The sequence below is a fragment of the Sphingobacterium sp. MAE genome (assembly GCF_056711605.1).
The window spans coordinates 4,055,884-4,081,039 of the sequence record NZ_CM160044.1 but is presented as its reverse complement, the minus strand read 5'-3'; the positions used below and the strand labels follow the sequence as shown (position 1 = coordinate 4,081,039).

22 protein-coding genes and 1 tRNA gene are annotated in these 25,156 nt (G+C 37.8%); 15 read left to right on the top strand and 8 right to left on the bottom strand.

Annotated elements, in window-relative coordinates; genetic code table 11:
* Window positions 1-73 precede the first annotated feature (73 nt).
* The 7 genes from AC06G9_RS17445 to AC06G9_RS17415 all read left to right on the top strand — a co-directional run bounded on the left by AC06G9_RS17445 (window position 74) and on the right by AC06G9_RS17415 (window position 9,583).
* On the top strand, window positions 74-3,241 hold the full coding sequence (locus AC06G9_RS17445) for a SusC/RagA family TonB-linked outer membrane protein (RefSeq protein ID WP_480956854.1): 3,168 nt from the start codon (window positions 74-76) through the stop codon (window positions 3,239-3,241).
* A 45-nt stretch (window positions 3,242-3,286) separates the two neighbouring features.
* Entirely contained in the window at window positions 3,287-4,762 is a 1,476-nt protein-coding gene (locus tag AC06G9_RS17440; protein ID WP_293925012.1) for a RagB/SusD family nutrient uptake outer membrane protein, read from the top strand.
* Between the two features lie 23 nt (window positions 4,763-4,785).
* The gene (locus tag AC06G9_RS17435; RefSeq protein WP_248755763.1) at window positions 4,786-5,940 is read left to right on the top strand and encodes a DUF4859 domain-containing protein; all 1,155 of its coding nucleotides are present in this window, start codon (window positions 4,786-4,788) and stop codon (window positions 5,938-5,940) included.
* 3 nt (window positions 5,941-5,943) lie between these two features.
* Window positions 5,944-6,912: a hypothetical protein gene (locus AC06G9_RS17430; protein WP_045753506.1), complete on the top strand. Its 969-nt coding sequence runs from the start codon at window positions 5,944-5,946 to the stop codon at window positions 6,910-6,912.
* Window positions 6,913-6,938: 26 nt separating this feature from the next.
* Window positions 6,939-8,795 (top strand): DUF6055 domain-containing protein, encoded by a 1,857-nt coding sequence (locus AC06G9_RS17425; protein WP_480956853.1) that lies wholly within the window; start codon window positions 6,939-6,941, stop codon window positions 8,793-8,795.
* A 212-nt stretch (window positions 8,796-9,007) separates the two neighbouring features.
* A tRNA-Pro gene (locus tag AC06G9_RS17420) sits at window positions 9,008-9,081 on the top strand.
* Between the two features lie 136 nt (window positions 9,082-9,217).
* Complete coding sequence (locus AC06G9_RS17415; protein ID WP_480956852.1) at window positions 9,218-9,583, top strand: hypothetical protein; 366 nt, start codon at window positions 9,218-9,220, stop codon at window positions 9,581-9,583.
* 3 nt (window positions 9,584-9,586) lie between these two features.
* Here AC06G9_RS17415 and AC06G9_RS17410 read toward each other — a convergent pair whose 3' ends face one another.
* The gene (locus AC06G9_RS17410; protein ID WP_480956851.1) at window positions 9,587-11,146 is read right to left on the bottom strand and encodes a Fic family protein; all 1,560 of its coding nucleotides are present in this window, start codon (window positions 11,144-11,146) and stop codon (window positions 9,587-9,589) included.
* A gap of 485 nt (window positions 11,147-11,631) precedes the next feature.
* On the opposite strand from AC06G9_RS17410, the gene AC06G9_RS17405 reads away from it, so the two are divergent.
* The gene (locus AC06G9_RS17405) at window positions 11,632-12,033 is read left to right on the top strand and encodes a hypothetical protein (protein ID WP_480956850.1); all 402 of its coding nucleotides are present in this window, start codon (window positions 11,632-11,634) and stop codon (window positions 12,031-12,033) included.
* A 300-nt stretch (window positions 12,034-12,333) separates the two neighbouring features.
* Here AC06G9_RS17405 and AC06G9_RS17400 read toward each other — a convergent pair whose 3' ends face one another.
* Entirely contained in the window at window positions 12,334-14,445 is a 2,112-nt protein-coding gene (locus AC06G9_RS17400; protein ID WP_480956849.1) for a nitrite reductase, read from the bottom strand.
* 366 nt (window positions 14,446-14,811) lie between these two features.
* The gene (locus tag AC06G9_RS17395) at window positions 14,812-15,321 is read right to left on the bottom strand and encodes a GNAT family N-acetyltransferase (protein ID WP_045753514.1); all 510 of its coding nucleotides are present in this window, start codon (window positions 15,319-15,321) and stop codon (window positions 14,812-14,814) included.
* 386 nt (window positions 15,322-15,707) lie between these two features.
* Here AC06G9_RS17395 and AC06G9_RS17390 point away from each other — a divergent pair, with 386 nt between their 5' ends.
* Window positions 15,708-16,835: an MFS transporter gene (locus tag AC06G9_RS17390; RefSeq protein ID WP_260948471.1), complete on the top strand. Its 1,128-nt coding sequence runs from the start codon at window positions 15,708-15,710 to the stop codon at window positions 16,833-16,835.
* A 470-nt stretch (window positions 16,836-17,305) separates the two neighbouring features.
* Here the strand turns inward: AC06G9_RS17390 and AC06G9_RS17385 are convergent, their stop codons facing one another.
* The 3 genes from AC06G9_RS17385 to AC06G9_RS17375 are packed head-to-tail and all read right to left on the bottom strand — an operon-like array spanning window position 17,306 to window position 18,831.
* On the bottom strand, window positions 17,306-17,626 hold the full coding sequence (locus AC06G9_RS17385) for an NAD(P)-dependent oxidoreductase (protein ID WP_480956848.1): 321 nt from the start codon (window positions 17,624-17,626) through the stop codon (window positions 17,306-17,308).
* Window positions 17,627-17,656: 30 nt separating this feature from the next.
* Window positions 17,657-17,953 carry an NAD(P)-dependent oxidoreductase gene (locus tag AC06G9_RS17380; protein ID WP_480956847.1) on the bottom strand — a complete coding sequence of 99 codons (297 nt, stop codon included), beginning with the start codon at window positions 17,951-17,953 and terminating at the stop codon, window positions 17,657-17,659.
* Between the two features lie 26 nt (window positions 17,954-17,979).
* The gene (locus AC06G9_RS17375) at window positions 17,980-18,831 is read right to left on the bottom strand and encodes a DsbA family oxidoreductase (protein WP_260948474.1); all 852 of its coding nucleotides are present in this window, start codon (window positions 18,829-18,831) and stop codon (window positions 17,980-17,982) included.
* 115 nt (window positions 18,832-18,946) lie between these two features.
* Here AC06G9_RS17375 and AC06G9_RS17370 point away from each other — a divergent pair, with 115 nt between their 5' ends.
* Complete coding sequence (locus tag AC06G9_RS17370; RefSeq protein WP_045753517.1) at window positions 18,947-19,300, top strand: winged helix-turn-helix transcriptional regulator; 354 nt, start codon at window positions 18,947-18,949, stop codon at window positions 19,298-19,300.
* 719 nt (window positions 19,301-20,019) lie between these two features.
* A complete protein-coding gene (locus tag AC06G9_RS17365) occupies window positions 20,020-21,309 on the top strand; it encodes a sensor histidine kinase (protein ID WP_045753518.1) in 1,290 nt (429 codons plus the stop codon).
* Between the two features lie 151 nt (window positions 21,310-21,460).
* On the opposite strand, the gene AC06G9_RS17360 is transcribed toward AC06G9_RS17365, so the two are convergent.
* Window positions 21,461-22,264 (bottom strand): DNA alkylation repair protein, encoded by an 804-nt coding sequence (locus AC06G9_RS17360; RefSeq protein ID WP_045753519.1) that lies wholly within the window; start codon window positions 22,262-22,264, stop codon window positions 21,461-21,463.
* The gene (locus tag AC06G9_RS17355; protein WP_045753520.1) at window positions 22,261-22,899 is read right to left on the bottom strand and encodes a peroxiredoxin-like family protein; all 639 of its coding nucleotides are present in this window, start codon (window positions 22,897-22,899) and stop codon (window positions 22,261-22,263) included. Before AC06G9_RS17355 ends, AC06G9_RS17360 begins: the two co-directional genes overlap by 4 nt.
* A gap of 92 nt (window positions 22,900-22,991) precedes the next feature.
* Here AC06G9_RS17355 and AC06G9_RS17350 point away from each other — a divergent pair, with 92 nt between their 5' ends.
* The 4 genes from AC06G9_RS17350 to AC06G9_RS17335 all read left to right on the top strand — a co-directional run bounded on the left by AC06G9_RS17350 (window position 22,992) and on the right by AC06G9_RS17335 (window position 25,106).
* Window positions 22,992-23,333 (top strand): winged helix-turn-helix transcriptional regulator, encoded by a 342-nt coding sequence (locus tag AC06G9_RS17350; protein WP_045753521.1) that lies wholly within the window; start codon window positions 22,992-22,994, stop codon window positions 23,331-23,333.
* A gap of 41 nt (window positions 23,334-23,374) precedes the next feature.
* Window positions 23,375-23,881 carry a GNAT family N-acetyltransferase gene (locus AC06G9_RS17345; protein WP_260948479.1) on the top strand — a complete coding sequence of 169 codons (507 nt, stop codon included), beginning with the start codon at window positions 23,375-23,377 and terminating at the stop codon, window positions 23,879-23,881.
* 203 nt (window positions 23,882-24,084) lie between these two features.
* The gene (locus AC06G9_RS17340) at window positions 24,085-24,507 is read left to right on the top strand and encodes an NUDIX hydrolase (RefSeq protein ID WP_045755405.1); all 423 of its coding nucleotides are present in this window, start codon (window positions 24,085-24,087) and stop codon (window positions 24,505-24,507) included.
* A gap of 167 nt (window positions 24,508-24,674) precedes the next feature.
* A complete protein-coding gene (locus AC06G9_RS17335) occupies window positions 24,675-25,106 on the top strand; it encodes a nuclear transport factor 2 family protein (RefSeq protein WP_045753522.1) in 432 nt (143 codons plus the stop codon).
* The last annotated feature ends 50 nt before the right edge of the window (window positions 25,107-25,156 follow it).

Below are 25,156 nucleotides of genomic sequence, written 5' to 3'. Positions count from 1 at the left end.
ATCGTGCTGTCCGTGCAAAATAGATGAAGTGACTGAACCTATGAAGAGCTGAATTACACCTGTTTAATAAATTATGAATATGTATGAAAATCCACCAAAAAAAAACCTATTTGGTATTTTAGTATTGTTGCTATTATTGTGCCAGCAGCTCAATGCGCAACAACAAAGAACGATAACTGGAATCGTTAAAGATGAAAAGGGAAAACCTTTGTCTGATCTGAGTATTGTGGAAAAAGGAATGGGAAATGCCTCCAAATCTGATGCTGATGGTAAGTTTTCCATGAAGCTCAAATCGGCAAATCCGACCTTGGTATTTAGCTATGTTGGCTATCTTAAGCAGGAGAAGCTACTAAGTGCTGGTGAAAATACGCTGCGGATCACGATGCAAGAAGATGGTACTGGGCTAGATGAAGTAGTTGTGATGGGGTATCAGGATGTGCAGCGTCGAAAGACAACCGGAGCGATCGCTACGGTAAAAGGTAAAGATTTTGAAAATACTCCTTATGCAACTTTTGACGCTATGTTACAGGGGCGTGTAGCTGGATTGACGGTATTGAGCACATCGGGCGAGCCAGGGACCAATAACATCGTTAATATACGCGGAACGAGTAACTTGGGATTGGCGGATAATGTCTTGCAGGCACCTTTATATGTGATTGATAATATCATCTACGATGTTAGTGATATTCAAGCAGCATATGGTAATACAAGTCCTTTGCAGGCTATAAACCCCAACGATATTGAGTCGGTCGATATATTAAAAGATGCATCTGCTTCGGCCATCTATGGTGCACGTGCTGCAAATGGAGTCATCATCATTAAAACCAAACGTCCAGCGCATGGTAAGCCTGAGATACGTATCTCTGCATACAACGGCGTTTCAAATCGCCCGGCGATGAAACCGATTACCGTAGGAGCTGCGGAAAGAAGAATGAAGATGAACTTACTGTATAATGGAGGAGCGTATGACTGGTTCAACAACGGATCGATTAGCCAGATGTTGACCGATAGTTTGAATCCTTCCTTTAATAATAATGTCGATTGGCAGGGACTTTTTCTGCAGTCTGCCAATATCAATAATGTGAATATGAGCATTGGCGCGACCATGGAGAAATTTATGTACCGTTTCTCTGCACAACGGTATTATGAGCAAGGGGTGATGATGGGATTTGAAAATGAGAACTTAACTCCTCGCTTGATGTTACAGGCCAATCCGACAGATAACTTCCAATTTGAGACCAATTTATTTGCAGGTTTTACAAAAGCTAAACACGGTTCTGGCGATGATCAGAAATACCCGTTCAGTACTTGGGGATTTCCTTCTTCTTTATATGAAATTACCGATGTTGAAGAACGGATTTATACTGGTCGTTATGATGGAATGATGGATCGCGACAACTCCTTCAGCCTGAATGGTAACTTTGCGGCTACACTTAAAAAATTTCTGATCAATGGGCTTACTTTGCGGTCTCAATTTTCATTCAACGTAAATAACAATACACGCGATCTTTTTCGTCCCAAACTTCTGACGGGAAACCGCAACTTTGCTCAAAATTGGGTTAATCAAAATAAACGATGGGAGTGGGAGACTTATTTCAACTACATCAAAAGTATTCGGAATATTCATAACCTAAGTGCAGTTTTAGGGACTGGTATCGAGCGTAATACCTCCAACAATAATTATATGTATGGATATAGTGATAATGGGGATTATGTGAAGACAGTTACCGGAATTCCTCCAGGATCCGATCTTTATGCTGTAACATCCATCAGTGAACGATCAAGGGTATCATTTTTCGGGCGCTTTGGATATGACTATAAGGATAAATACTTGGTTTCGGCAAGTTACCGTATGGATGCTTCCTCACGCTACAGTAAGGACAATCGGTGGGGTATTTTTCCTTCGATCTCGGCAGGATGGGTACTTTCGGAAGAGCCATTTTTTCAGGAAGTAAAAAATGTGGTGTCATTTTTTAAATTGCGAGGTAGTTATGGGTTGACTGGGCGCGATCCAGGATCGGTATATGCACGTTATAATACGTTGACATTTGATGCCTCCTACAATGGTTCGGTACTGGACAATGGTATCGAAGGTTCGTTATTGTCTTATAATGGTGTGCGAACCACCTATCCCAACTACGGTTCACCAGCGACGTCTGCTACTATTAAATGGGAACGGTCACCACAGCTAAACATTGGTTTTGACATGAATCTATTGCACGATCGGCTGACCGTGACATCTGATTTTTATATACGTGACTCAAAGGATCTGGTCTATGACCTGATGATGCCGATTACATCAGGCTATAGTAGTATCTCGAACAATTTTATTAGTGTCAGAAACAGTGGTGTCGAACTAACGCTTGTATCCCGCAATATGGCACCTGGATCGGCATTCCAGTGGACTACAAACTTCAATATTGCCTATAACAAAAATTACGTGACCAGCTTGCCTGATGGTGGAAAGGAAATACAGGTGGGCCCACCCTGGATGCAACGTGCATTGAATGTTGGCCAGCCTATTTTTCCGTTCAAGGTCTGGGATGTCGATGGAGTATATGCGACTAATGCTGAGGTACCTATAGATCCCCTGACCGGAAGAAGAATTTATCATTTCAATCAAAGTGTTCCTTATCAATCTGGAGACCCTAGACGTAGGGATGTCAACGGTGACTATGTGATTGATTATAACGATAAGATTGACATGGGAAATCCCAATCCTGATCTTGTGGGTGGATTTATTAACCAGTTTTCTTATAAAAACTTTAGCCTATCTACGCTGATAAGTTTTGTTGTTGGACGTTCTTTATGGAATGGTTATTTATCCGATAAGTTGCAGGATGCAGGATCTTCGTCTTTATATAATACATGGGGAACTAATTCTGCGATTGCTGGGGATTTCAAATCTAGTGATTTTTGGATGAAAGAGGGTGACCAGACCAAGTTTCCGAATTTGTTTCGCAACACGGTGGACAACTGGCATATAGCCAACAGTACTTTTGTAGAAAATGCCAGCTTTGTGCGTTTGAAAAATATACAACTGAGCTATACGTTTCCACAGGCAATGATCCAGAAACTTAAATTGAAAATGCTCCGCATCTATGGCGTGGTCGATAATGTGGCAATTAAGTCGTGGTCCTCAGTACCTGATCCTGAAGCTGTACAAGCCAATGGTTATTCAACAGGTAATGGCTATCCGATCCCAAAAAAATGGACGATAGGTTTAGATGTAACGTTTTAATCGTAGTCAACTCCGTCTGACCGATGGAAATAAAATTATTTACAGATGAAAAGAAAAATATTGTTTTTGATGCTGACTTCACTGTTGTATGTGGCATCCAGTTGCTCTAAGTTTTTGGATATTGAGCCTGTCAGCTCTGCTACAGATGAAAACTTTTGGAAGACGCAGGCCGATGCCAACGATGCAACGGCATCAATATATGCACTTTTGCGTAAGGCACTAAATCAGGCGAGTGGAACAGCCTTTTATGCGTATGGTGATCTATTGACTGACGAATTTACCTCTTCTTCGGATCAGGATTTTGCTCCGATTATCAATATGCAGCTGAATACGCCTGTGCCAGCGGGTGAATCCTTTAGGCCTATGTATCCACTACGTCGTTATGACATATTCTATCAGGTGATCGATCAGGCTAACCGAGTGATCCAGAAACTCCCTGAGATGGATGAAAGCTTGTTTGATGACTTATCAGTACGTGATTATTATATCGGTGAAGCGTATTTTATGCGCGCATTTGCTTATTTCTATATGGCAAGAGTATGGGGAACTGTCCCTATTATAACAGAGTCCGTGGCGCCAATCAATGCAGTCAACCTTGCCGTGAGTCGAGAAAGTGACGTGTTGGACCAGAGCCAAGCAGATCTGACCAAGGCTTTGACCTTGCTTAAATGGGAGAATATTGATAAGAATGATTTTGCGGTACGTGGCAGTATGGGAGCTGCGCTTGCACTGCAGGCACATCTAAGTGCCTGGAGAGGAGAATATCCCGACTGTATCCAAGCTGCAGAATCCGTATTGGAAAGTGGTCTCTATTCTTTTGTGGGTAGAGACAGCATCGGGTACCGGAGCATTTATCAGGGGAAATCTAATGAAGGAATTTTTGAAATCTCACAAAATGGAGTAAATGAGGGTTCGAGGAACGGAATAGGTTATTACACCTTGGCAGGACCTTACTATCGTATCCTGACCGATCCATTCTTTAGAATCAGTCAGGATTATATTAAAAATCTATTCAAAGACACCAAAGACAAGCGTTTTAAAAGTGTATTTGATGTGGAATATAATAGCAACTACGCGCTTTGTACCAAATATGCAAACGTCAGATATTCCAGTACCACTTCCAATGCTAATGCCGTATTTAAAAATAACATGGTGATCTTTCGGTATTCGGATATCAAATTATTGCTGGCCGAGGCTATGGCGGCCATCGGTAATAATGGTGCTGCGGAGACCATCTTGAATGAAATCCGTACACAAGCAGGATTGTCTGCTTACGACAAGGACGAACCACTAATTCAGGCGATCTTTAATGAGCGTGCACGCGAACTATTTTTAGAAGGGCACCGCTATTACGATTTGGTGCGACTATATAAGCATTTTGGTGTGTTTAAATTTCCAGAAGGCAAAATGAACCAATCGCAATTTAATGCAAAAAAATATTTTTGGCCCTTTGATCAAAGCTTGTTAGACGCTAATCCTATGCTTAATCAGACGCCATTCTGGGGAATGGTAAATATGTAATCCACTATCAAAACTTGAAATAAATGAAAACCTTATATCAATTAGCCCTACTGCTGTTCTTTGGCCTGACCATGGTCGCCTGTAAGAAGGCAGCGTACCTTACGGATGACGGGATCCATGTAGCTGAAGTGAATTTGTCTACTTATGACTACCTCGCAGCACATCCCAACGGGATGTTTGACACCTTGCTTTTGGTTATTGACCATTTTAAAATGAAAGATGAGATTAACCAGGCGAAAACATTTTGGGCACCGTCGGATTATTCTGTCAATCGGTATTACAAACAAAAGGCAGACTCTGTGAAGTTTGTGGATGAAAATGCACAATATTCTTTTACCCAATTTTTAAATGAAATTCCTGTTGATTCAGTCCGAGCTTACATCTATAATGATGCAGCCTATAATCTTGAGACAGCAACGACGAGTTACAAGGGGATTAGTAATTCGGGTAATTTTAATGGTTTTGTTTATCATAAACAAAAGCAAGGCAAAGCTGCCTGGTCTTCGCAGCCTGTCTATTACTTGTACTACGTTAAAGTACGGGGCGAGGCAGATCAGATTGGACCTGATGGTACCGTCACGGTCAAAGAAGATGATCAGTCAGATGTGCGTGTACGCTGTCAGACCACAGGTATCAGGACATCCTCCGGTACCATGCTCAACGTATTGGCTAATACCCACACTTTTATTGGTGATTTTGTGCCACGTCTACTTACAGGTCCCAAGATTGTGGAAAATGAGGCTGAAATTACGTTTGATTATGATTTGACTATCAAATATGATGCAGTCAGTTATACAGGAACTGCCGTGGATCTGTTATTGCCGCGTCTGGCCCGTTTTTACGGGATTCAAGCGAATCAGATTTCATCACTTGTGGGCAAAGATATCACTTACTATGCTGTTGAACCCAATGGTACATTAAATCCGAATAGTACCGCGAATGCACCGGGAAATTGGTTTGATTCAAAAGGTCAAACCTGCTTTTGGGGTACGGATGCACGAGTGGTCTCGGAGTTGGCTACTACGGCTGCAACAGGTGTCATGACCTTTAATATCCTGCAATATCCAGGACAAGCTGCCGTGGGTACAACCTATACCATAAAACAAGCGCTCGTGTATAAATCGAAATCAAAAGGCGACCTGAAAGCTGTTTTTGTTTTCCACATTAAGATCAAATAAATTATGAAAAAACGAAGTTTTATACTAGGCATAGCCAGTTTATCCATTTTGGTGTTTCAAGCTTGCAAGAGCGATCAAATTGGTTATTTGAGTGAAAATATGCGCTACAATGTGGCTAATTTACAGGTGAACCAAGGGATGGTTGTGTATACACAGTCTTTGATCGCAAATGGAAGTACAACTCCCTTGACAGTTAATTTACTGAACGTAAGAAATAAAGAAACAGGCGAATTGACAACCGAATTTTTTAAAGAACATGAGATTTCTACTTATTTGTCAGAAATCACGTGGCGAGATACCACGCTCGATCAACTGAACGCCAAGATTGGTAAAGCCAAATATGCAGCGATGACACTCAATACCATTGGGGGAAGGGTTGGTTTTTCGCCAGCCACACAATTTGTTAAACCTGGACAATACAGCATTGATGTGGAGGTAAGTAATATTGCAGGAAGTAGAACATTTAAAAATATCCTCGATTTTAATGTCATAGGAGCAAAAAAAGACTCGGTATTTTTTAAATCTTGTACGAGTTCGGATTATGGTGCGGAAGCCAACTTCTTACCTTATACAGATTATGAAATAACTATTGAACATCAACCTGAAGGGGAAAATAAGATTGTGTACATATGGGAAGATAAAAATGGGAAACCTTTTAATCCAAAAAAAGGAGAGGTCATTAAACGTGGTGACAGACCAACCTTCAAAAATTGGTCTCCTTATTATCCCGAACAAGTCAGCGATACAGCCTTGGTATATCGTTACCCAGACGTTTCGGGTCTAGTGTACCCCATTATGAATGGTACTTACGTTGGTTCAGAATATTGGTCTGGAGACCCAATTTCTTATTATCGAGTGATTGGTACTGCCACTAGTCTGGGGCGTAACCTTAACCCAGTATCCACTATCAAATTTTATAGAAGTGGTACTTACATTGTTCGGTTCAGGTTTTTAACGGTGACGCATAGTTGATCTCTAATTTATTAATAGCACAAATTATGAAAAGTATATTATATAAAATCTTGATGCTGTTTATTGTTTCTTTTTTGCTGATTTCGCAGGGGTGTAGCAAAAAGATGAATAACCTCAATGAAGAATTGCCTATCCAACCTACGGAGCCTTCTGTTGACAATAATGATTCGTTGAAGATCTATAAACCGAAGGAGTTTGCCGGCATGGATTATAACAATAAGGATAGTAAATGGGCGTATGCGCGAAGTCGTCAGTCGGAGCATTTTATCGTCTTTTGGGGGGCAAGCTATGGGAAAAATGATCCGAATGCCAGTGCTGTTCCCGAAGCGTATCGGGTCGATATAGATGATCTTCTTGCCAAAGCTGAACAGTTTTACCAATTGAATATCACAACCCTAAAATTTGCCGAACGTAAAATGAATCGGTCTAATCTAGATAAGTATAAGATGATGATTTTTGTTCATTATACGACCGATTGGATGGCTTATGGAGGTGGTTATGACGATACAATTGGCGCATTATGGATCAATCCAGCGACCTGTAAACCAGTGGGGGCTGTTATTGCACATGAAATTGGCCATAGTTTTCAATATCAGGTGTTTGCAGATCTGAAAGGAGGACATGGTTTTCGATATGGCTTTGGTGGCAAAAATGGTAACGGATTTTGGGAGCAGACGGCACAATGGCAGGCTTATCAAACCTATCCAGATCAGGCTTTTTCAGGACATGATTTTACGGTCTATACCGAAAACTATTATCGTCATATTCATCATGAAAAGTATCGTTATGCTAGCTATTTTATCCATTGGTATTGGGCTAATAAGCATGGAATAGATATGATTGGTCGGATTTGGCGCGAGGCTTTAAAACCAGAAGATCCGGTTCAGGCCTATATGCGTATAACAGGTATTAACGTGAATCAGTTCAATAGTGAAATTTATGAAGCTGCTACCCGTTTTGTGACCTGGGATCTAAATAGTATCAGGGAGTATGGGAAAAATTATATTGGTAAACTGACTACAAAATTTACAAGACAGTCCAATGGAAGTCTTCGCGTTACTTATGATCGTTGTCCAGGTACAACCGGTTACAATGTGATTCCTTTGGATCTACCAGTTGCCGGCACTAAGGTGACGACATCTTTTAAAGGATTGACCAACGTCCCAGGATTTAATACCGTAGATCCTACTCGTGCGGGCTGGAGATATGGTTATGTTGCTTTACTCAAAGATGGTACTCGGGTGTATGGTGAGATGGCACAGGGTGCTGATAATGAGGTGTCGTTTACTGTTCCTGTAAATTGTTCTAACTTGTGGTTTGTCGTTACAGGTGCCCCAACAGTTTACGAGCCACATGCTTGGGATGATGTAGATACCAATGATGAGCAGTGGCCCTATGAGGTCAAATTTACCAATACAACTGCAATAGGATATAATGATGTGATTAGTCAGCCGAAAGATATTACTTTTAATTATGATGTTAGCTTTGCTGCTGATGCGGCCTTATACTCCGGTACAAAAGTAAACGTTAATGCAACTCAACTCGGTGAGGCTTTTGCTATATCTTCAGCAGATCTAGCGGATTTGATGACCAGTGGAAAAATAAAATTTTACGCTGTGGAGTCGAATGGAAGTTTAAATCCAAATAATACGGCCACGGGCTACGGTCATTGGTTTACTGAGAAAGGTAATGTAACCCAATGGGGAGCTGCTTCAGCATTCTTTTCCGAATTTAATGCAGGTACAATCGGATTTTCAATAGGACAGTATCCAGGGGCTTTGACCGCTGGACAAAAATATACTTTCAAGCAAGCCATGGTGTATAATTATAATGGAACAAAGACAGTTCAAGCAACTTTTGTATTTACCCTCAATATCAAATAGCTCTGTTTTTAGTGATAATAACTTGGTTAAGTTTATTTTGTGAAATCATGTTCGTACAGTAAACAATAATAAAACGCTCCACACCTGTAATAATTTTACAGGGTGGGGCGTTTTTTTAGCCGATTATATGATGAATTTATTTAGGAGCATTTTACTTGCAAAAAATGAGTGAAAATATTATCTTTGCCTTTGTTAAAAAGGTGATACTTTTTCGGGGTGTAGCGTAGCCCGGTATCGCGCCACATTTGGGATGTGGAGGTCGTAGGTTCGAATCCTGCCACCCCGACTAAAACGACAAATGGTGCCATTGGAAGACAAATGGTGCCATTTTTCATTTTAATCCCTTTTTATTGCTATTACAAGGCTTTCTATAAAAATTCCCTTTAATTAAAGGTCTGATACCTGCTGCTAAAATCTCTACATTGATACAGGGCATATTTGTGGTATCTGTATCTGATAATTTCGATGAACGAATAGATAAAAAGATTTTCCATGCAGAAATTGTGGTGGACAATGATAAGGTTGCTGCTGAAGCCAAAGCCTACAAAAAGATACCCGAAATTTTATCCTTTGTAGATAGCCACGGAGAAGATAAGATGAAACAGGAAATTGAAGCTAACTACAGGCAAATTAAATTGGATATTGTCGATGTCATTGAAAGTGAACTGGAACGTATTAAGAATGATCCGGATTTACAGCATTTGGTACAGAGTTACAAAGCAAAAAGGATTGGCGGGATTGTCAATCCTTTTTGCTTTCAACATGATTATTTAACTTCGATGGATTAAAGGTTATGCCGGCAATTCAGCTACAGCTTTTCCTTTCATTCCCTCATTAACCAGATAACCAACAAAAGCAGCAAAAGGAGCAATATCCTGATCTACGCTTGCTTTTTCAAGCGCTTGCATATATTCATCTCTTCTTTCCACGGGTATCACTGTCCAAGGATAACCTCCAGAAGCCAACATGGCATTCATTAAGAACCTTCCTATACGTCCGTTACCGTCCATGTAAGGGTGAATGAATACAAATATAAAATGTCCTAAAACAGCCCTAACAGAAGCTTCTGGTTGTTCTTCGAGCATTTCAAACAATATAGGCATAGCATCTCTCATAGCGTCTACGCTAAGTGGAACATGCTTGGAATTACCTATATATACCTGATGGTTACGATAACCGGCAAGATCTGATGCTTTCAGTATTCCAGCAGTTACGCTTGGGTCAAACAGCTCTCTATACCATTTTGAATGATCCATATCTGCTTGTATACCGGCATTTTTCCCTTGTAAAACAGCTCTTATACTTTCTTTTACAGACAGGAAAGCTTGATAATAGCCCCTGGCGGCCATCGCATCACGTTGCTTTCGGTCTTCCTCATTTTCTTTGGCATTCCATTCGCCTGAACTTACCTTAGCAATAAGCTCGGGCGTTACTCGGTAACGCTCAATGGATAGTGAGTGGTAAGCATCTGTCAAATATATATCGTCTATATTTTTAATATACAAATCATGATTGGCTGGAATGCCGGGTGAAGCAGGAAAGTTTTTGATCACAACTTCACGCATTTGTGTCCACATCAGGCGTATACGGTTTGCGTAGGGTGACCGTTCACGGGTGGACAACTTTAGGTCCAGTTTGCTTTCAAAAGGGTCTTCTTCACGGATATCATAGTCTGCCTGCTTAAAAGTGTCTATAATTTGATCGGCTATCTTGTCCCTGTCAATATTACGGAAAGCGCCGGCAAGGCGTCCGGCTAAAGTAGTATGTCCGTTCTCTAGAAGTACTGGTAAAAGCTCCGAAGCATCGCGTATCAGCGACAATACTGTACGTGCATCAATAGCATTACGGGTATAGGTGCTGGCAGAACTGTATATTAATGCCGACTGTAGATTGTACATCCGGATACCGTTTGGAGTTACCATAAGCTGATCTGCAGATGGCAGTTCTCCACGCATATTGAACAATGAAGTATTATGTGGCAACGGCGTAGGATTGTTGTTTCCTTGTGGCGAACGAACAAGCAATTGCTGTGGTACCGACTGATTGGCCGCATGTAGCAATAGTGATTGATCGGCAGACAGGCACCAATTATCACCATACTTTCTTTCTAGAAATACAGCAACAAAATTCCAATAAGAGCTATACCAGGCTGTTGTCTCACCATCCTTTTCCTCCGGACTAGTGGTGATATACCATCCTTTAGCTACCTCTCGTATAAAACCATTTTTGGAAAGTATCTCACGGTATTTCCGGTTCGGCATATCATCGGTATGAATGCCTACAATCCCCTTTTCCTGTAGTTCTTGCAAGAATTTTAGGGCTTCTACAAATCTTTCACGTGGTGTTGCCATAACCTTATAAATTTATTAAACACTGCTGTGTTATTTTTATTAAAAACAGATGTGATAAATTTAGTAAATATTGTTGTGGTAATTATATTAAACCGTGTTATTTTTTAAATTAATACAGAGCTTTCGTAAACTTTACAATTTTGTAAAACTCATACTAAATGGAGGCATTTGAGCAACACCCGGAGAAGTTATGAAAGCCAGAGCACCGCCTTTACGGAGCATGTCCGTTCCCTTTGAAAAAAAATAGTTGTGAACACTGCGGACAGCTTTCGCTCTTGCAAGATCTTTCCCCTAGAATAGGAAAGGTCAAATACTGTAGTATCACCAAATGGAATATTGCTGGTAACCACATCGTAGCTTCCCTTTTCTTTTTGAGGTATCTCTTCAAATCCACATACACGGATCTGAAGTTCTTTTTCGAACGCTCCGCCTAAATCTCTTTTCTAAATCGGTGTGGATTAATTGAAAAAAACAATAAACAAACGATGGGTGATAAGAAAAAAACATTAAATGAGGTTACAGCAGGGGATCTTTCTGAGATTTTTGAAAATTTAAGAAAAGATGGATTTATATTCCGCGCAGATTTTTCGCAAATTTCGAAACGTCTGTTAAAGGAATGTTTATCGATAAATCCATTTTCAGAAGACTTCCAAACGCTGGATATTTCATATCTCGAACATATAGAATTTGATAAAAAAAGGAAAGATAAATTCGAAGATGAAATTTTCAAAGATTTTCGGAATGAGGAAAGAAAAAGAAAAAGAATATTGGCCGCAATTGAGAATGAAAAAGATTTTCATAAATACATCTGTAAGAACTATTTTGATTTAAAAAGAGAGCCCAAAGAGGAGCTGCTTGAAGCTTTTAATAAGTCGAGTAATCTGTAAGAAATAGACGAAACATTAGAAAAAATCCAAAAAATGATGGATGATATTTCGAAGAGGAATGATTCGGCAGAGCTTCAAGAGAAAAAACCAATTCTATATTACTATCAGGAACATAATGAAAAAGCAAAAGAATGAGATCCTTACTTTTTTAAAGAACGTGTCACTTCCTGATATTCCGGTGTTATATATCCGTTACATATTTCCCGTATTATATTTCCGTGATCGATCCATGATTTTATCAATTTAATGTTGTATGCGGCAGAGATCTCAACAATATAGTATTCTATAATTGTAGCTTGGTTAAGTGCTCTGAAGCTGTGACTCACGGTAAGCAATTGCTCTTGTATAAAAGTCCTCTACGATATTATAATAAGTATCTGCAAATTCAGAAGAGGATCCGTTTGTATTAATCTGGAATACAAGATCATGAAAAGAGCCGTCCCATTCAAACTCCTTACTTTCAATAAATGTAGGATCAAAGTTTTTTATCACACTGATGTGCGTATTGCAAGGCTTTTCTTTGGTTAATAATAACGCTTTCCCAGTATTTAATAGGGCAGTATAGCAATAATAAATACCTTCGACCCATTCTCTTTGGTTTATAGCCTCTTTAGCCCGATTTAAGGTTTCACGTACTTCTTCAAATACAACACCCACCATATCCATCATCGGAACGGCGCATTCACCAGTACCAATTTTAGTTTCGTAAATTTTTTCATTTCCCCAATCCATTAAATGGAATTGGTTAACTTCTTTCAGCTCGCCAAGAGGTTTTAAAAGAGTGTAAAAATGGTTCTTTCCCATTCGATTGTAATAATCGTTAAAGTTTTCATCGTCCTTCATGTTTTCCTGATAATTATTCAGTAGAGATCTTACAGCATCTGGAATACATTTGGATGGAAGTTTAATTATTTTTTCCGCGATGGCACCATTTCCGCTGCTATCCAGGCCTCCGCCTAACAATACCTGCATGGCAGGTAGGATATATTGACCGATCTTCATGGACATTCCGTGAAAACCGATTGATGCGATTGCATGATGTGCGCAACCGTTCATACAGCCAGAGATCTTTACTTTGATTTCCTTCTCAAAAACAATATCACCATATTCTTTTGTCAGCACTTTCTCAAGTTCCTCTGCCAATCCCACTGAACTTGCAATTCCGAGATTACAGGTATCCGTTCCCGGACATGCGGTAACATCATATAGAGTATCAAAACCAGGTTCGGCTAAATTTATTGTATCCAGCGCAATAAACAACGATTTTAAAGCCTCGGGTTTTACATATTTTAATAAAATACCTTGATTAACTGTAATGCGCATGTCAGCAGAGGCATGATCACGTGCTATTTTAGCCAGTTTCCGTGCATTTTCGGCATTGATATTACCTGAAGGAAGTTTAATCTGTACAGCACAATAACCTTTTTGTTTCTGTTCATATTGGTTGAGTCTTAACCAACGTTCATATTTTTGAAAATTTACAGGATCTTCAGAGCTCCATGCGGATCGTTCGGGAATCTCAGATGCGGTATAATCGTTCAGGTCAATAGGGAATGTTTTAACAGACAAAGATTCCCATTCGGTTTGAACCAGATCAAGGAATGGGTCTATACCCATATCCTGGATCAAGTATTTTAGTCTTGCTTTATGCCTTTTGGCACGTTCACCATATCGGTCAAAAATTCGTAAACAGGCTTCTGTGAAAGGAATAATCCTATCTTCTTCCATGAAATCCGTTATTCTATGTGCCATGAAAGGCTGTGCACCCAATCCACCCGCAAGTACAACACGGAAACCACGAACCAACTTTCCATTAATTTCCTTTTGTCTTGGAATAAAACCCAGATCATGGATAAAAGTAAATGCTGAATCTCGGTCAGAAGAAGAGAAGGCAATCTTGAACTTTCTTCCCAAATTCTGACATACAGGATTACGGAGGAAATAGTTGAATACAGCATTCGCATAAGGAGAAACGTCAAAGAGTTCTTCAGGATCGATGCCGGCATAAGGTGAAGCCGTTAAATTACGGATGGTATTTCCACATGCTTCTCTTAAAGTAATACCTTTTTCCTCAAGCTTTGCCCAAAGTTGAGGGGCACTGCTTAGATGTACATAGTGAAGCTGAATGTCCTGTCGTGTAGTAGCATGTAAATTACCACTTCCATAAGCTTCTGATATATCAGCTATCCGTTCAAATTGTTCAGGGTTAACGCGACCAAATGGCAGCTTGATGCGGATCATGTTGACACCATCCTGTCGCTGTCCATAAATTCCTCGGGCAAGTCTAAATGCCCGAAAACTTTCATCATTGATTTCTCCTTTTTTAAAGAGCTTGATCTTTTGATCAAGTTCTAATATGTCACGTAATGCTTTTTTATCAATATCTTCTGAAATTTCTAGGCTACTATTCATCGTTTATAAGTGTTTGTTATTTCAAAAATAAGTTCTTATAATCCTGATCCGTAGTAATTAATGTGGATTAAATAGTATTTATTACTTAAAGTACATAGAATAGGTAGATTATGTATGAAACAACAATAGTTTTCACGACTATTCTGCATGATTTATTGTAATAGTGTTTCCTAAATGCCTCCGGAGCAAGTTGCCTCTATTTTTTAAAAAATTTAATGAAATAGAGAAATTGATGATAAAAGGAATGTTTGTGCACTTTTTTATTGGTGGATTGTTCAATAGATAGCCTTTAAATCTATCTGTATTAAGAAGATTATTATATAACTTATTGATTATCGAATTTAGATGCCAAAAGTAGGGGATGTTCTATTCCTTATTTAAATAGGATTTTAATTCTATTTCCATCCAAATTGTGCAGGCATAATGGCCTGAATTACCAAGACATTTATCAATCGTCACAAATCCAATTTTTTCATATAAAGATACAGCCTTTTTTAGTTGTGGGAAACTCTCCAGATATAGTTTAGAATAGCCTAGTTTATTGGCACTTTCAATTGATTTTTGCAATAGTAATCTACCGATGCCCTTTCCTCTTGAATCAGGAGCAAGATAGAATTTCACCAATTCCGCATATCCTGAAGGTAGATCAACAGTGGGGTAAATACCACAACCGCCCAATAACACGTTATTTTGTTCAGCTACCCAGTAAACAGCATTTTCCTGATTAAAAAGAGAAAATAAATCATCTGTTGTAGGATCTGTATATACAGTACCTTCTTTTGTGAGCATAAATTCGTCAAAAGTGTTTCTGATAAGCTTGGCAAGTATCGGATTATCAGTTTTTTCAATGCTGCGTATATTGATTTTTTCCTTCATTTAGTATTGTCGATTTATTATTTTAATAATTTTGAAATATAAGATAAATGAAAATTTTAATGAAGTGTTAGATCTATATTAAATTGTACTTTTTAGGTATTTGTCATTGAGTTAACGCAGGTTACTGCTTTTTATAAACCTATTTGTTGCAATTCCAGTCTGTTTTAAAAAGGACTAATAAAAATGACTTGAATCTGTAAACCCAAAATCCTGTACGATTTCTGAAACAATGCCTCAAGCTGAACCGTTTTTATAAAAAAATATGGTTAAATGTACAAAAAAAGTAATCTTTTATACAATTTTTCCGTCATTCGGATTTCTAAATTTGCAGTCAAATAATCGAATAAATGTTAACGAAAAATAAGAGCCGACTGGTAATACCAATAATGGCGTTTTCAGCCGGGACAATTGTTGCCAATGTTTATTATAGTCAACCTATCTTAAAGGATATAGCGGATACACTCGGTAAACCCGAAGAATCAGTTGGGAAAATTGCAATGCTGGCTCAATTAGGATATGGTTTAGGAATGTTCTTCTTGCTTCCCTTGGGCGATAAACTCAACAGAAAAAAGTTAATACTATCCATCTGTGTGGCGCAGGTTTTTATGTTATTGTTGATAGCAAATACGCAAAACTTATCACTATTACTGATCCTAAGTTTTATTATTGGAATATGTTCAACACCAGCCCAGATCATCCTTCCAATGGCTGCGACACTTGGGAAAGAAAACCGAGGTAAAAACGTGGGAATTGTTTTTAGCGGGATTCTTTGTGGAATACTCGGATCACGTTTGATCAGTGGATGGCTCACAGATCTATGGGGATGGCAGAGTGTGTTTTTATTTTCAGCTCTACTTGTTTCAATAAGTATTTTATTGCTCTTTTTTCGATTGCCTGAAGTTCCGATTAAATTCAAAGGAAGCTATTTGGGTTTACTAAAATCAACTCTTGCATTGATCGGAAAATATAAAATTCTACGACAAGCTTCCTTACTTGGGGCGTTCACTTTTGGAGTCTTCTGTTCTTTCTGGACAACATTGACATTTCATCTCAGTGGACAACCTTTTAGTTTTCCGGCATCAACGATAGGTCTTTTTGGTATTATCGCAATTGGTGGAGCACTGGTCGCACCATATTTCGGAAAAATGGCAGAAAATGGTCAGGTATTCAAAAATTTATTCCTTACAGTTGGTATGCTGCTTTTAAGTATTCTCGTTATGTGGATATTTCCCCATTCCATATGGGTCTTAATCGTATCCATTTTCTTTTTAGATATTGGCGTGCAGGCTACGCAGATTACAAACTTTACCAGAATCTATTCTTTGGATGAAGCAGCTCACAGCCGGTTAAATACAGTCTATATGACAGCCTATTTTATTGGTGCTGGTATAGGTACATTTTTTGGTCTTTTAAGTTGGTCTTTAGGTGGTTGGGATATGGCATTAACGCAAATGCTGCTATGGAGCTGCGTAGCATTATTGATCGTTTGGTTGTCAAGTAAAAATAAACTTTAATAGTTTCCAAAAAACTTACAGTAATTAATGATTCAGGTAGCTATTATAAATGACATTCGTCGAAACCTGATTGTATTGCATAAAGTTTTTAAAGATAGCAAGAGCAGAACTATCAGACTAATCTCCACTGCGTCTTCTAAATTTATAAAAACTTAATCTTCTGTATACTTCATTGCATTGCAATTAAAATCATAAGAACATTTTGCAGCTCTCTTAATATTAATCGATTTGTTTCTAATAGTTGTCTCATGAGTATGGAGCGGACGATTAAACCATATCAACAGTGAAAATACAAAAAATGATCATCCAGATGACTAGGTCGTATAAGTATGGGTATCGTCTGATAAACTGGTGATCGTCTTTTTTTAATAGAAAATTGAGCTCGGTAGGAGCTTTTAGCTTTTTTAACAAATAACAGATACTCTTTTATTAGAAGGAGCATCTGTTATTTGTTAAGTGCTTCTAAAAAATTAATAGCCCGCCGTAAACCGAATCTGGTGGTGTTTAGGGTTCTCAACTTCATCTGCTATAACTACGGCTACATCTTCTACGGAGAGCATATTATTACCTTCATCGTCTAGTACAGGATAGTCTGTACCTAAACGGTATTTTCCTGTTCTACCAATAGTGATACTTGGATTCATTTGAAGAGCAGGGCTAAAATAGGCCCAATCCAATTCTTTCTCCTCTTTGATAATTTCAAAATAGTCTTTTGTAGCTTTTGCTTTTGGAATAAAATGTAGATCCTGCGGTAAAGTATCAATAATGGCCCTTCCGTCCGCCGTTAGCAAACTTCCACCTCCGCCAATGACGATAAAGCGTTACACACCTGCTTTTTTTACTGCTTCTTGTATTGCTTTCGAACCTTTCATAAATTCTTCGGCCAAATTGGAGCTTGAGGCAGCAGGACTAAATGCACTTATCACCACATCTGTACCTGTTAGAGCTTGGCTTAATGCATTGACATCTGCAACATCCACCTGTATATACTGAAGATTATTTTTGTCGGACTGATTCCCTTTTCTCGAAATCGCTACGACGTGAAGATTTCTGTCGATTAATTCATTGGTGATGTGGCTACCTACAAATCCGGTAGCACCGATAACAGCTATTTTCATTATTCTTAATTTTATACGTTTAAAAATTATTGATCACAAGTACCATCTGGTTTGCAAACGGCACCTTCTACGACTTCCAGTTTGGTTTGCGGGTTTTCGTTTCTCCACTCTTCAAATGATTTTTGTAGCATATCGAGAAATACTTGAGGATCCTGAGCTCCTGAAACGGCACGTTTTCTATTAAAAACAAAAAATGGAACACCATTTACGCCAATTTTATCTGCTTCTTGGATATCATTTTTTATAGCGTTTAAATAGGTCTGCTTTTCTAAAGCGCTTTTTAAAGCTGATCCGTCTAAACCTATCGATTTACCTAATTCGACCAAGGTATCCATGTCATCAATGTTTTTTCCATCGGTGAAGTACGCTTTGAACATCAGCTCTTCGGCTTCCACTCCTTTACCATTTGCTTTGGCAAAATGTTGGAACTGGTGCGCTTTTAGAGTATTTACCGGAACTGTTTTGTCAAAGTTGTAGGTCAGACCGACATCTTTTGCCATTTGGGTAGCGTACCCATTCAACTGTTTGGCTTGTTCCAAACTAATTCTTTTTTGATCTACTAACACCTCGTGGATACTTCTGTCTGGTTGAGTTTGTAAGCCGGGCATAATCTGGAAGCTTTTCCATTCTATCTCTACCTTGTTTTTAGCAGCAAATTCATTCCATGCTGTTTCAAATTTCTTTTTCCCGATATAACAGAAAGGACACATCACATCGCTCCATATTTCTACTTTCATCTTATTATCTGATTTGTGTTCTGAACTTATTTTTCTTTTTGGATTTGCAGTTAACGAGGCATCACTTCCCCACGCCGCAAATAAAAATCCACTGATTACGACGGTTGATGATAACAATCCGATGATTAGTTTTTTATTCATTTCAACGGCCACTTTTCGATTTGTTTTTATTATACAAATATACAATCTGATTACTTACTTTTGTATAGTGCTATACTAAAGTATAGTAAGATGGTTGACAGAAAATAATTAAAATATGGAATTGATCGATATTGACTTAATTCAGAAGTGTCCAGAAACATATCTTTTGGCTGTAAATGACACATTAAATGTACTGGCGGGAAAATGGAAACTGCCTATTATGGCATCCTTGCAATTTGGAAAAAAGCGTTTTAAAGATCTGGAAAAAGAAATTCCTAAAATTACTCCTAGAATGCTTTCAAAAGAATTGAGAGATCTAGAACTTAATGGAATGGTGACCAGAACTGTGCACGATACTTTCCCTGTCACCATAGAATATGAGTTTACAGAGTCGGGAAAATCATTTAAAAATGTCATCGACGCTATGATTGTATGGGGAATTGAGCACAGGAAGAAAGTATTGAAATAGGAATTTAGCCCAAATTTAATGATGCAGGTTAATTGGAACTTATTGTAACCTTAAAAGTTTTTTTTAAACATTATACAGCTACTATGCTTTTGTATAGTAATGTAAAGCAATTGGCAATGATCAGCCTATTATTCAGTACTTCCTTTTATTAAAGCTTACTGTTATTGTCCGGGGATGATAGATGTGATATTGCTGCCATATGAATTGTGAAAAATTGGGATGTCTTAAAAGCTCTAGTGCGCGTGCTTTTGGCAAAATATGTGAAATAAATCTTCTTCAAACATTTTAGTAAGCGCTGGATAGCTGATCCTGCTATCATGATGACAATTATAGGGTAAAATGGACCGCTAAAGATCTTTTGAGACTAGAAAGTAGATGTATAAGTAAATTAATTTAAAAATGCCTTTATTTATGGAAACTCATATCTGAAATATATTTGGTACAGAAGTGATCGATTTTAAATCTGTATGAAAAAGTTGTGAAGACCTCATAAATTTTACTAGTTTTGTTCCATAAAATTCGCGTCTCGTTTACTCGTTTGAATTGTATTGCAAAGAAGTGATGTGCACCTATATCGTATGCTCATCTTCATTCTGTTTAGCAGCAATAGTATGGATGTTACTATTTGCAAAGTATATAAAAACAAGTAAAGTATAATGAGAATTGCATAGCTATATGATTTAAAGCTATAACGAACTACCTAAAAAAATGTTCATTTAATGACCACTACGTTGTTTACATTCGTGAAACAAACCTTTAATAAACTCACGAATGTGGGGGTTTATCCAGATATGCCATATGTGGAGTCAAGATATACTAAATTGATCAACATATTGAATTGGATTGGAATGTGCTGCATGTTTACCTATGTTATTATCAATTTCACTAATGAACGCTATTTTCTCTCTTTTTTAAATTTGTTAAATGTATGTGATGCTGCTACTGTTATTTTTTTGAATAAATCAAGAAAGTATTTGAGTGCAAGATTAGTGATGGTCGGTTCAAGATTGGTTATTTACACCATCGCCGGATTGTATTTTCATAATGGGGGCGAATACTTTTTAGTGGCTTTATTGATTACAACTAGTCTCATGTTTGATACTAAATGGATCAGATTTTCTTTGTGTTCTTTAATTTTTGTAGCATGTGCAGCCGTTATTTTGTTTCCACAGCCGCCATTGCTCGGTTCACCAGTGCCCAAAGAGCAGGCTTATGTCAATATGATTGTAGGGATCATGCTGATCTTAGGTGTGGTCACTTATTTTAAGAGTATTCAAAGAAATTATCAACGAGAAGTGGAAAAGCAACGGCAAGCATTATTTTCTCTCAATAAGGACAAGGAAAAGATGTTTTCGATTCTAGCGCATGACATCCGTAGCCCGATGGCTACTTTAGAAAATCTACTGCAGGTCTTTCATCAAGACCTACTGACCGCTAATGAACGTGTTGAAACAATAGGACTACTAAAAAATCAGGTATCTCAACTGGGATCAGTTATTGATAATTTATTGCGATGGAGTGTACGTGGAATGCAGGGTATCCAAACCTTACCAGTTGTTTTTGTTCTCCAACCTTTGTTTAGAGAGATCCTTCAATTTTTTGACTTACTGATCAGGCAGAAACAACTCACGATTCATATCAATGTTCCTGAACGGTTAGCATTAGTAGCAGATTATGATCAAACAGCTGTTATTTTAAGAAATTTATTAAGTAATGCTGTTAAATTCAGTAAAACCGGTGGGCGCATTACGATTACTGCAGTCGATCGGGTTAATGAAATTGATATTCTTATTAAAGACGAGGGTATGGGAATGGATGACCGTCGCATAAATATGCTGTTTACATCATCACAATTTTCCTCCCGAGGGACAGCGGGAGAAAGAGGGTTTGGATTAGGATTGATTTTATGTGCCGAATTTACAAGATTGAATGGTGGTACAATTCATGTAAATAGTAAACCTAATAAAGGTTCCACCTTTACTGTTTCTTTGCCTAAAGGTGAAATTTAGTATTTATCAGCTCTGGTTGCCATGCTGACTATTCTATATCCTCTGCTCGCCCTATGATCTACTTCATGTCCATTGATTTATCACATCAAACCTGCACTAATTTTTAACGATTGAAACTATCCATGGCATAATTCAAGAATACTCTTTTACGCTAAGCTCCAATTGTCCTTAAAGCTTTCTTAATGATGTAATTGGTTTCTTTTGTTTCACTTTCTTTTTTCCAGCGTTGACATACCGAACGCACAAAATTTGCTTGTGTTTTACTGGCATCGTTGAGCCAGTTGCCTACACTATCCTGTACGTATCGCTCCGGATCAGATCGTAGTGGTTCTAAAATTTCCAGTGCTAACTCCGGATTTCGTTTGAGAATATCAATATGTTCGCACCAAACACCTCGTGGTCTTGTCGATTCGCTACTAAATCTTCTTATATTTTTGTCTTCATCTGAAGTCCAACGAGCGAGGATGCTGATACTGGTTATTAAATTGCTTGCGATCTGATGCCTTACTGCCATCCAACTAATTTCCCTTACTCCGAAATGTGTATCTGCAGAAAAAGGTTTAATCTGTTCCAATATTTGATCAATGCTCAGTTGTTGATTTTTACCAATCGTATAAGTTGCCCAACATCGAGCCATATCGGCTTGATGATGAGCTAGTATCTTTAAAAATTGCTGATCACCATTTTTAACTGACAGCTCAAAAAGAATAGTTCCGATAGCTTCATTGATGGTGTTTACCGTTTGTTTTTTCAACTGATCGATGGCTGATATAACTGGATCTAGATAAACTAACCGATTATGTTCATGTAATATATGTGCTAATAAAGAGCGTTGGTCAATAGCCAACCACTCTACGAGATTTGCTGTTTCTATTTCTCCACGATTTAATTGTATTAAAATATCTGGAGTAAGATCTTGAGTTGATCTTGCACCTTTTCTTTTTACTTCCATCATAACTGATCTATAAGGTCTTGAATATTTACTCTGTTCATATAGTTACTGTCAACAAATTGATAGATTATGGTATAGTCTGTGTCAATAATATATACAGCGGGAATGGGTAATTCGTTATGATCATTTTTGTTATAATCAGACAGGGAGATTCCTAGTTTCTCGTAAGTGTCGATTGCATATTTTGGTAGTTGAAATGAAATACCAAGCTGTTTGGCTAACAGATGATTTTGATCGGTCAATAAATCAAAATTCAATTTATGGCTAAGTTCTAATTCTTTATTATTATCCTCAGATTGAGGAGTTATTACCACTAATGTTACATCTTTTTGATGAAGAAGCTCTAAATGATCTTGCAGCGCTTTGAGTTGCAGATTGCAATATGGACACCAAGTGCCGCGAATGAAAGCGACGATTACTTTACCTTTTTTTAGCAGTTCATGTAAATGGATCAATTGATTATTGGTATTTCTTAAATTGAAATCAGGAAATTTATAACCCACTTGTATGCTGTTTTGGTCAATTTTGCTGTTTTTCAAATCTTCAATAGATTGACTAAAAACATTGATAATTTCTGCGGGTAACTGCTTTGCTAAGTTTTGGTTAATTTCTTCTATTTTCTTTGCTAAGTTTGTCATGCGATATGATTTGTTTTTGCAAATATTTAAAAGTAAATTCAGAATGACAATACCGCATATTATTATCCCTATGGGATAAAAAAGTCAATTTCATGAAAACAAAGCAACAAGCGATAATAGAAAAAATATGTCCATTGGAATTTGCTGTAAATACCATAAGTGGAAAATGGAAAATTCCCATTATTTGGCGAATCAATGAAGGGGAGAAGCGTCCAAGTGAAATGTTGAGAGGAATAGTAAGTGTGGACAGACGGGTATTGAATCAACAATTAAAGGAGCTGGAGGGGGATGGAATCTTAAGTAAAAAGAGCTTTAATGAATTGCCTCCTCGTGTTGAATATACGCTTACACCTCTTGGTGAAAAACTGGTGGAAGTGCTGTGGAAATTGAATGCTTGGGGAGAATTGTTAATGGAAGAAAAAGCAAATAATTAAGTCCACTGGATAAGGGTTCTGCTGTAAAATGTAATAGTATAATGATTGATAGTATAATGATTGATGTTTATTTGGTAAAGTTTAAATCACAGGATTTTGATGAATACTTTCAACTTGTAGGTGACGCTCGGGTTATGGAAATGATTACGGAACGAGCGATTCCAATAGAGGAGGCTCAAGTTGATTTTGAGCAACTGATCGATAATAATAAGTTGAATGAGAATTTTGGCAATTTCAAAATCTTAATCCTATCATCAAACGAGTTTGTTGGCCTTGCAAAATTAGCACTTCATGAGGAAGATCAGGTTGAAGCGGAGCTCGGGTATATGATTTTGCCTTACTATTGGGGTAAAGGAATCGCGAGTCAAGTCGCTAGACAATTAATCGAGCATGCGAAACAGCAGCAATCACTGGAAAAGTTAGTAGCCATTATTGATCCGAAAAATATTCCATCGAGAAAGATTCTGATCAATCATGGTTTTGTTTCGAAAGAGTTTAGGGATTTCGATGGATTGCCTGGTGAGATTCTGGAATTGGATTTGCAATGAAGGTGTGCTGAAAATCTCAGAAGTACTCCTATTACGTATTGATTTTTAGGAGCTCTTTACTGTGTGCTCAAGGAGAAAGATCATTATGCAGAAGATAAACCTTACTGCATTTATTTTTACAAAGTTTATAATAATTGAATCTTTCTATTGATTTTCATGTAAAAATTGGTAGATTATATTATCATACATTTAAAGTTTTTAATATGCATACAATATCATCACGTCTTCATACCGCAGGTCTGATCACACTAAAGGATCATAAATTATTGCTTGCTTATAGCAATAATAAAAAAGCATGGTATCTGCCTGGAGGTAAGGTAGATCAAGGAGAGAACTCATTGCAGTCGTTGAAAAGAGAAATAGAAGAGGAACTGATGATCGCGTTAGATCCTGAAAGGTTAAGATTTTATTGCCATATCACAGCTCCAGCATATGGTGAAATTCCTGTGGTGATTATGGAGCAAGATTGTTTTATATATGATCTTCAAGAAGATATCAAACCTAGTAATGAAATCGGAGAAGTTCGTTATTTCTCGCGAGCAGAATATTTAAAAGAACAATTTCAAGTTGTTGGTGTATTGATGGTTTTTGATCAATTGGAGGCTGACCATTTGGTAGGCGCTTAATACTTTACCTTTATTTTTCTGCTGTTTACCGAGTTTTAGCTATTGTTGATCTAAATGTAATAAAATTGATTGTTTACTTGTCTTAATTTTGAATCAGAAAGTTGAAAGAAATATTTGATTGACTAACTGATCACTAAAGAAAACTAAATCTATAAAATAAAGACATTATGAAAACATTAGTAAAAACATTCGCAGCAGCAGTATTGGTAGCAATTTCGACCTTGACCATCGCCGCTGAACGTCCGGAAAAAGCAATTAATCTATCAACTGCAGATTTTGCTATCACTCATTATGTAGAAGTGATCACGGAAGGGCAATCGCTTGGACTGGAACAATTATTTGCATCAGATTATAGTCAAAAGGTACATGGCAAAAATATCAAAACAAATAGTAGAGCTGAAGTGATCAGTTTTTTGAAGAAGCAAAAAGGGTATCAGTTAAACTGCAAAACAACAACTTCAATTTTAGAGAAGTTTGCAAACTATATGGTGGCAAAAATCACGATGCAGTTTGAAAATTTTACAAGAATGGAATTGGTTACCTTAATCAATGAAGGCGGTGTCTGGAGAGTTTCTGAATCAATCAATAGTTATTTGTAGGAATTGTTTAATTAAGTATCATATGTTTATGTAGGTCCTGTCGAGAGATA

What these genes read in the sequence shown, in the direction of transcription:
- AC06G9_RS17445 (WP_480956854.1), top strand. Translation starts at nt 74, where the DNA reads ATGAATATGTATGAAAATCCACCAAAAAAAAACCTATTTGGTATTTTA.
- AC06G9_RS17440 (WP_293925012.1), top strand. Translation starts at nt 3,287, where the DNA reads ATGAAAAGAAAAATATTGTTTTTGATGCTGACTTCACTGTTGTATGTG.
- AC06G9_RS17435 (WP_248755763.1), top strand. Translation starts at nt 4,786, where the DNA reads ATGAAAACCTTATATCAATTAGCCCTACTGCTGTTCTTTGGCCTGACC.
- AC06G9_RS17430 (WP_045753506.1), top strand. Translation starts at nt 5,944, where the DNA reads ATGAAAAAACGAAGTTTTATACTAGGCATAGCCAGTTTATCCATTTTG.
- AC06G9_RS17425 (WP_480956853.1), top strand. Translation starts at nt 6,939, where the DNA reads ATGAAAAGTATATTATATAAAATCTTGATGCTGTTTATTGTTTCTTTT.
- AC06G9_RS17410 (WP_480956851.1), bottom strand. Translation starts at nt 11,146, where the DNA reads ATGGCAACACCACGTGAAAGATTTGTAGAAGCCCTAAAATTCTTGCAA.
- AC06G9_RS17405 (WP_480956850.1), top strand. Translation starts at nt 11,632, where the DNA reads ATGGGTGATAAGAAAAAAACATTAAATGAGGTTACAGCAGGGGATCTT.
- AC06G9_RS17400 (WP_480956849.1), bottom strand. Translation starts at nt 14,445, where the DNA reads ATGAATAGTAGCCTAGAAATTTCAGAAGATATTGATAAAAAAGCATTA.
- AC06G9_RS17395 (WP_045753514.1), bottom strand. Translation starts at nt 15,321, where the DNA reads ATGAAGGAAAAAATCAATATACGCAGCATTGAAAAAACTGATAATCCG.
- AC06G9_RS17390 (WP_260948471.1), top strand. Translation starts at nt 15,708, where the DNA reads ATGGCGTTTTCAGCCGGGACAATTGTTGCCAATGTTTATTATAGTCAA.
- AC06G9_RS17380 (WP_480956847.1), bottom strand. Translation starts at nt 17,953, where the DNA reads ATGAAAATAGCTGTTATCGGTGCTACCGGATTTGTAGGTAGCCACATC.
- AC06G9_RS17375 (WP_260948474.1), bottom strand. Translation starts at nt 18,831, where the DNA reads ATGAATAAAAAACTAATCATCGGATTGTTATCATCAACCGTCGTAATC.
- AC06G9_RS17370 (WP_045753517.1), top strand. Translation starts at nt 18,947, where the DNA reads ATGGAATTGATCGATATTGACTTAATTCAGAAGTGTCCAGAAACATAT.
- AC06G9_RS17365 (WP_045753518.1), top strand. Translation starts at nt 20,020, where the DNA reads ATGACCACTACGTTGTTTACATTCGTGAAACAAACCTTTAATAAACTC.
- AC06G9_RS17360 (WP_045753519.1), bottom strand. Translation starts at nt 22,264, where the DNA reads ATGATGGAAGTAAAAAGAAAAGGTGCAAGATCAACTCAAGATCTTACT.
- AC06G9_RS17355 (WP_045753520.1), bottom strand. Translation starts at nt 22,899, where the DNA reads ATGACAAACTTAGCAAAGAAAATAGAAGAAATTAACCAAAACTTAGCA.
- AC06G9_RS17350 (WP_045753521.1), top strand. Translation starts at nt 22,992, where the DNA reads ATGAAAACAAAGCAACAAGCGATAATAGAAAAAATATGTCCATTGGAA.
- AC06G9_RS17345 (WP_260948479.1), top strand. Translation starts at nt 23,375, where the DNA reads ATGATTGATAGTATAATGATTGATGTTTATTTGGTAAAGTTTAAATCA.
- AC06G9_RS17340 (WP_045755405.1), top strand. Translation starts at nt 24,085, where the DNA reads ATGCATACAATATCATCACGTCTTCATACCGCAGGTCTGATCACACTA.
- AC06G9_RS17335 (WP_045753522.1), top strand. Translation starts at nt 24,675, where the DNA reads ATGAAAACATTAGTAAAAACATTCGCAGCAGCAGTATTGGTAGCAATT.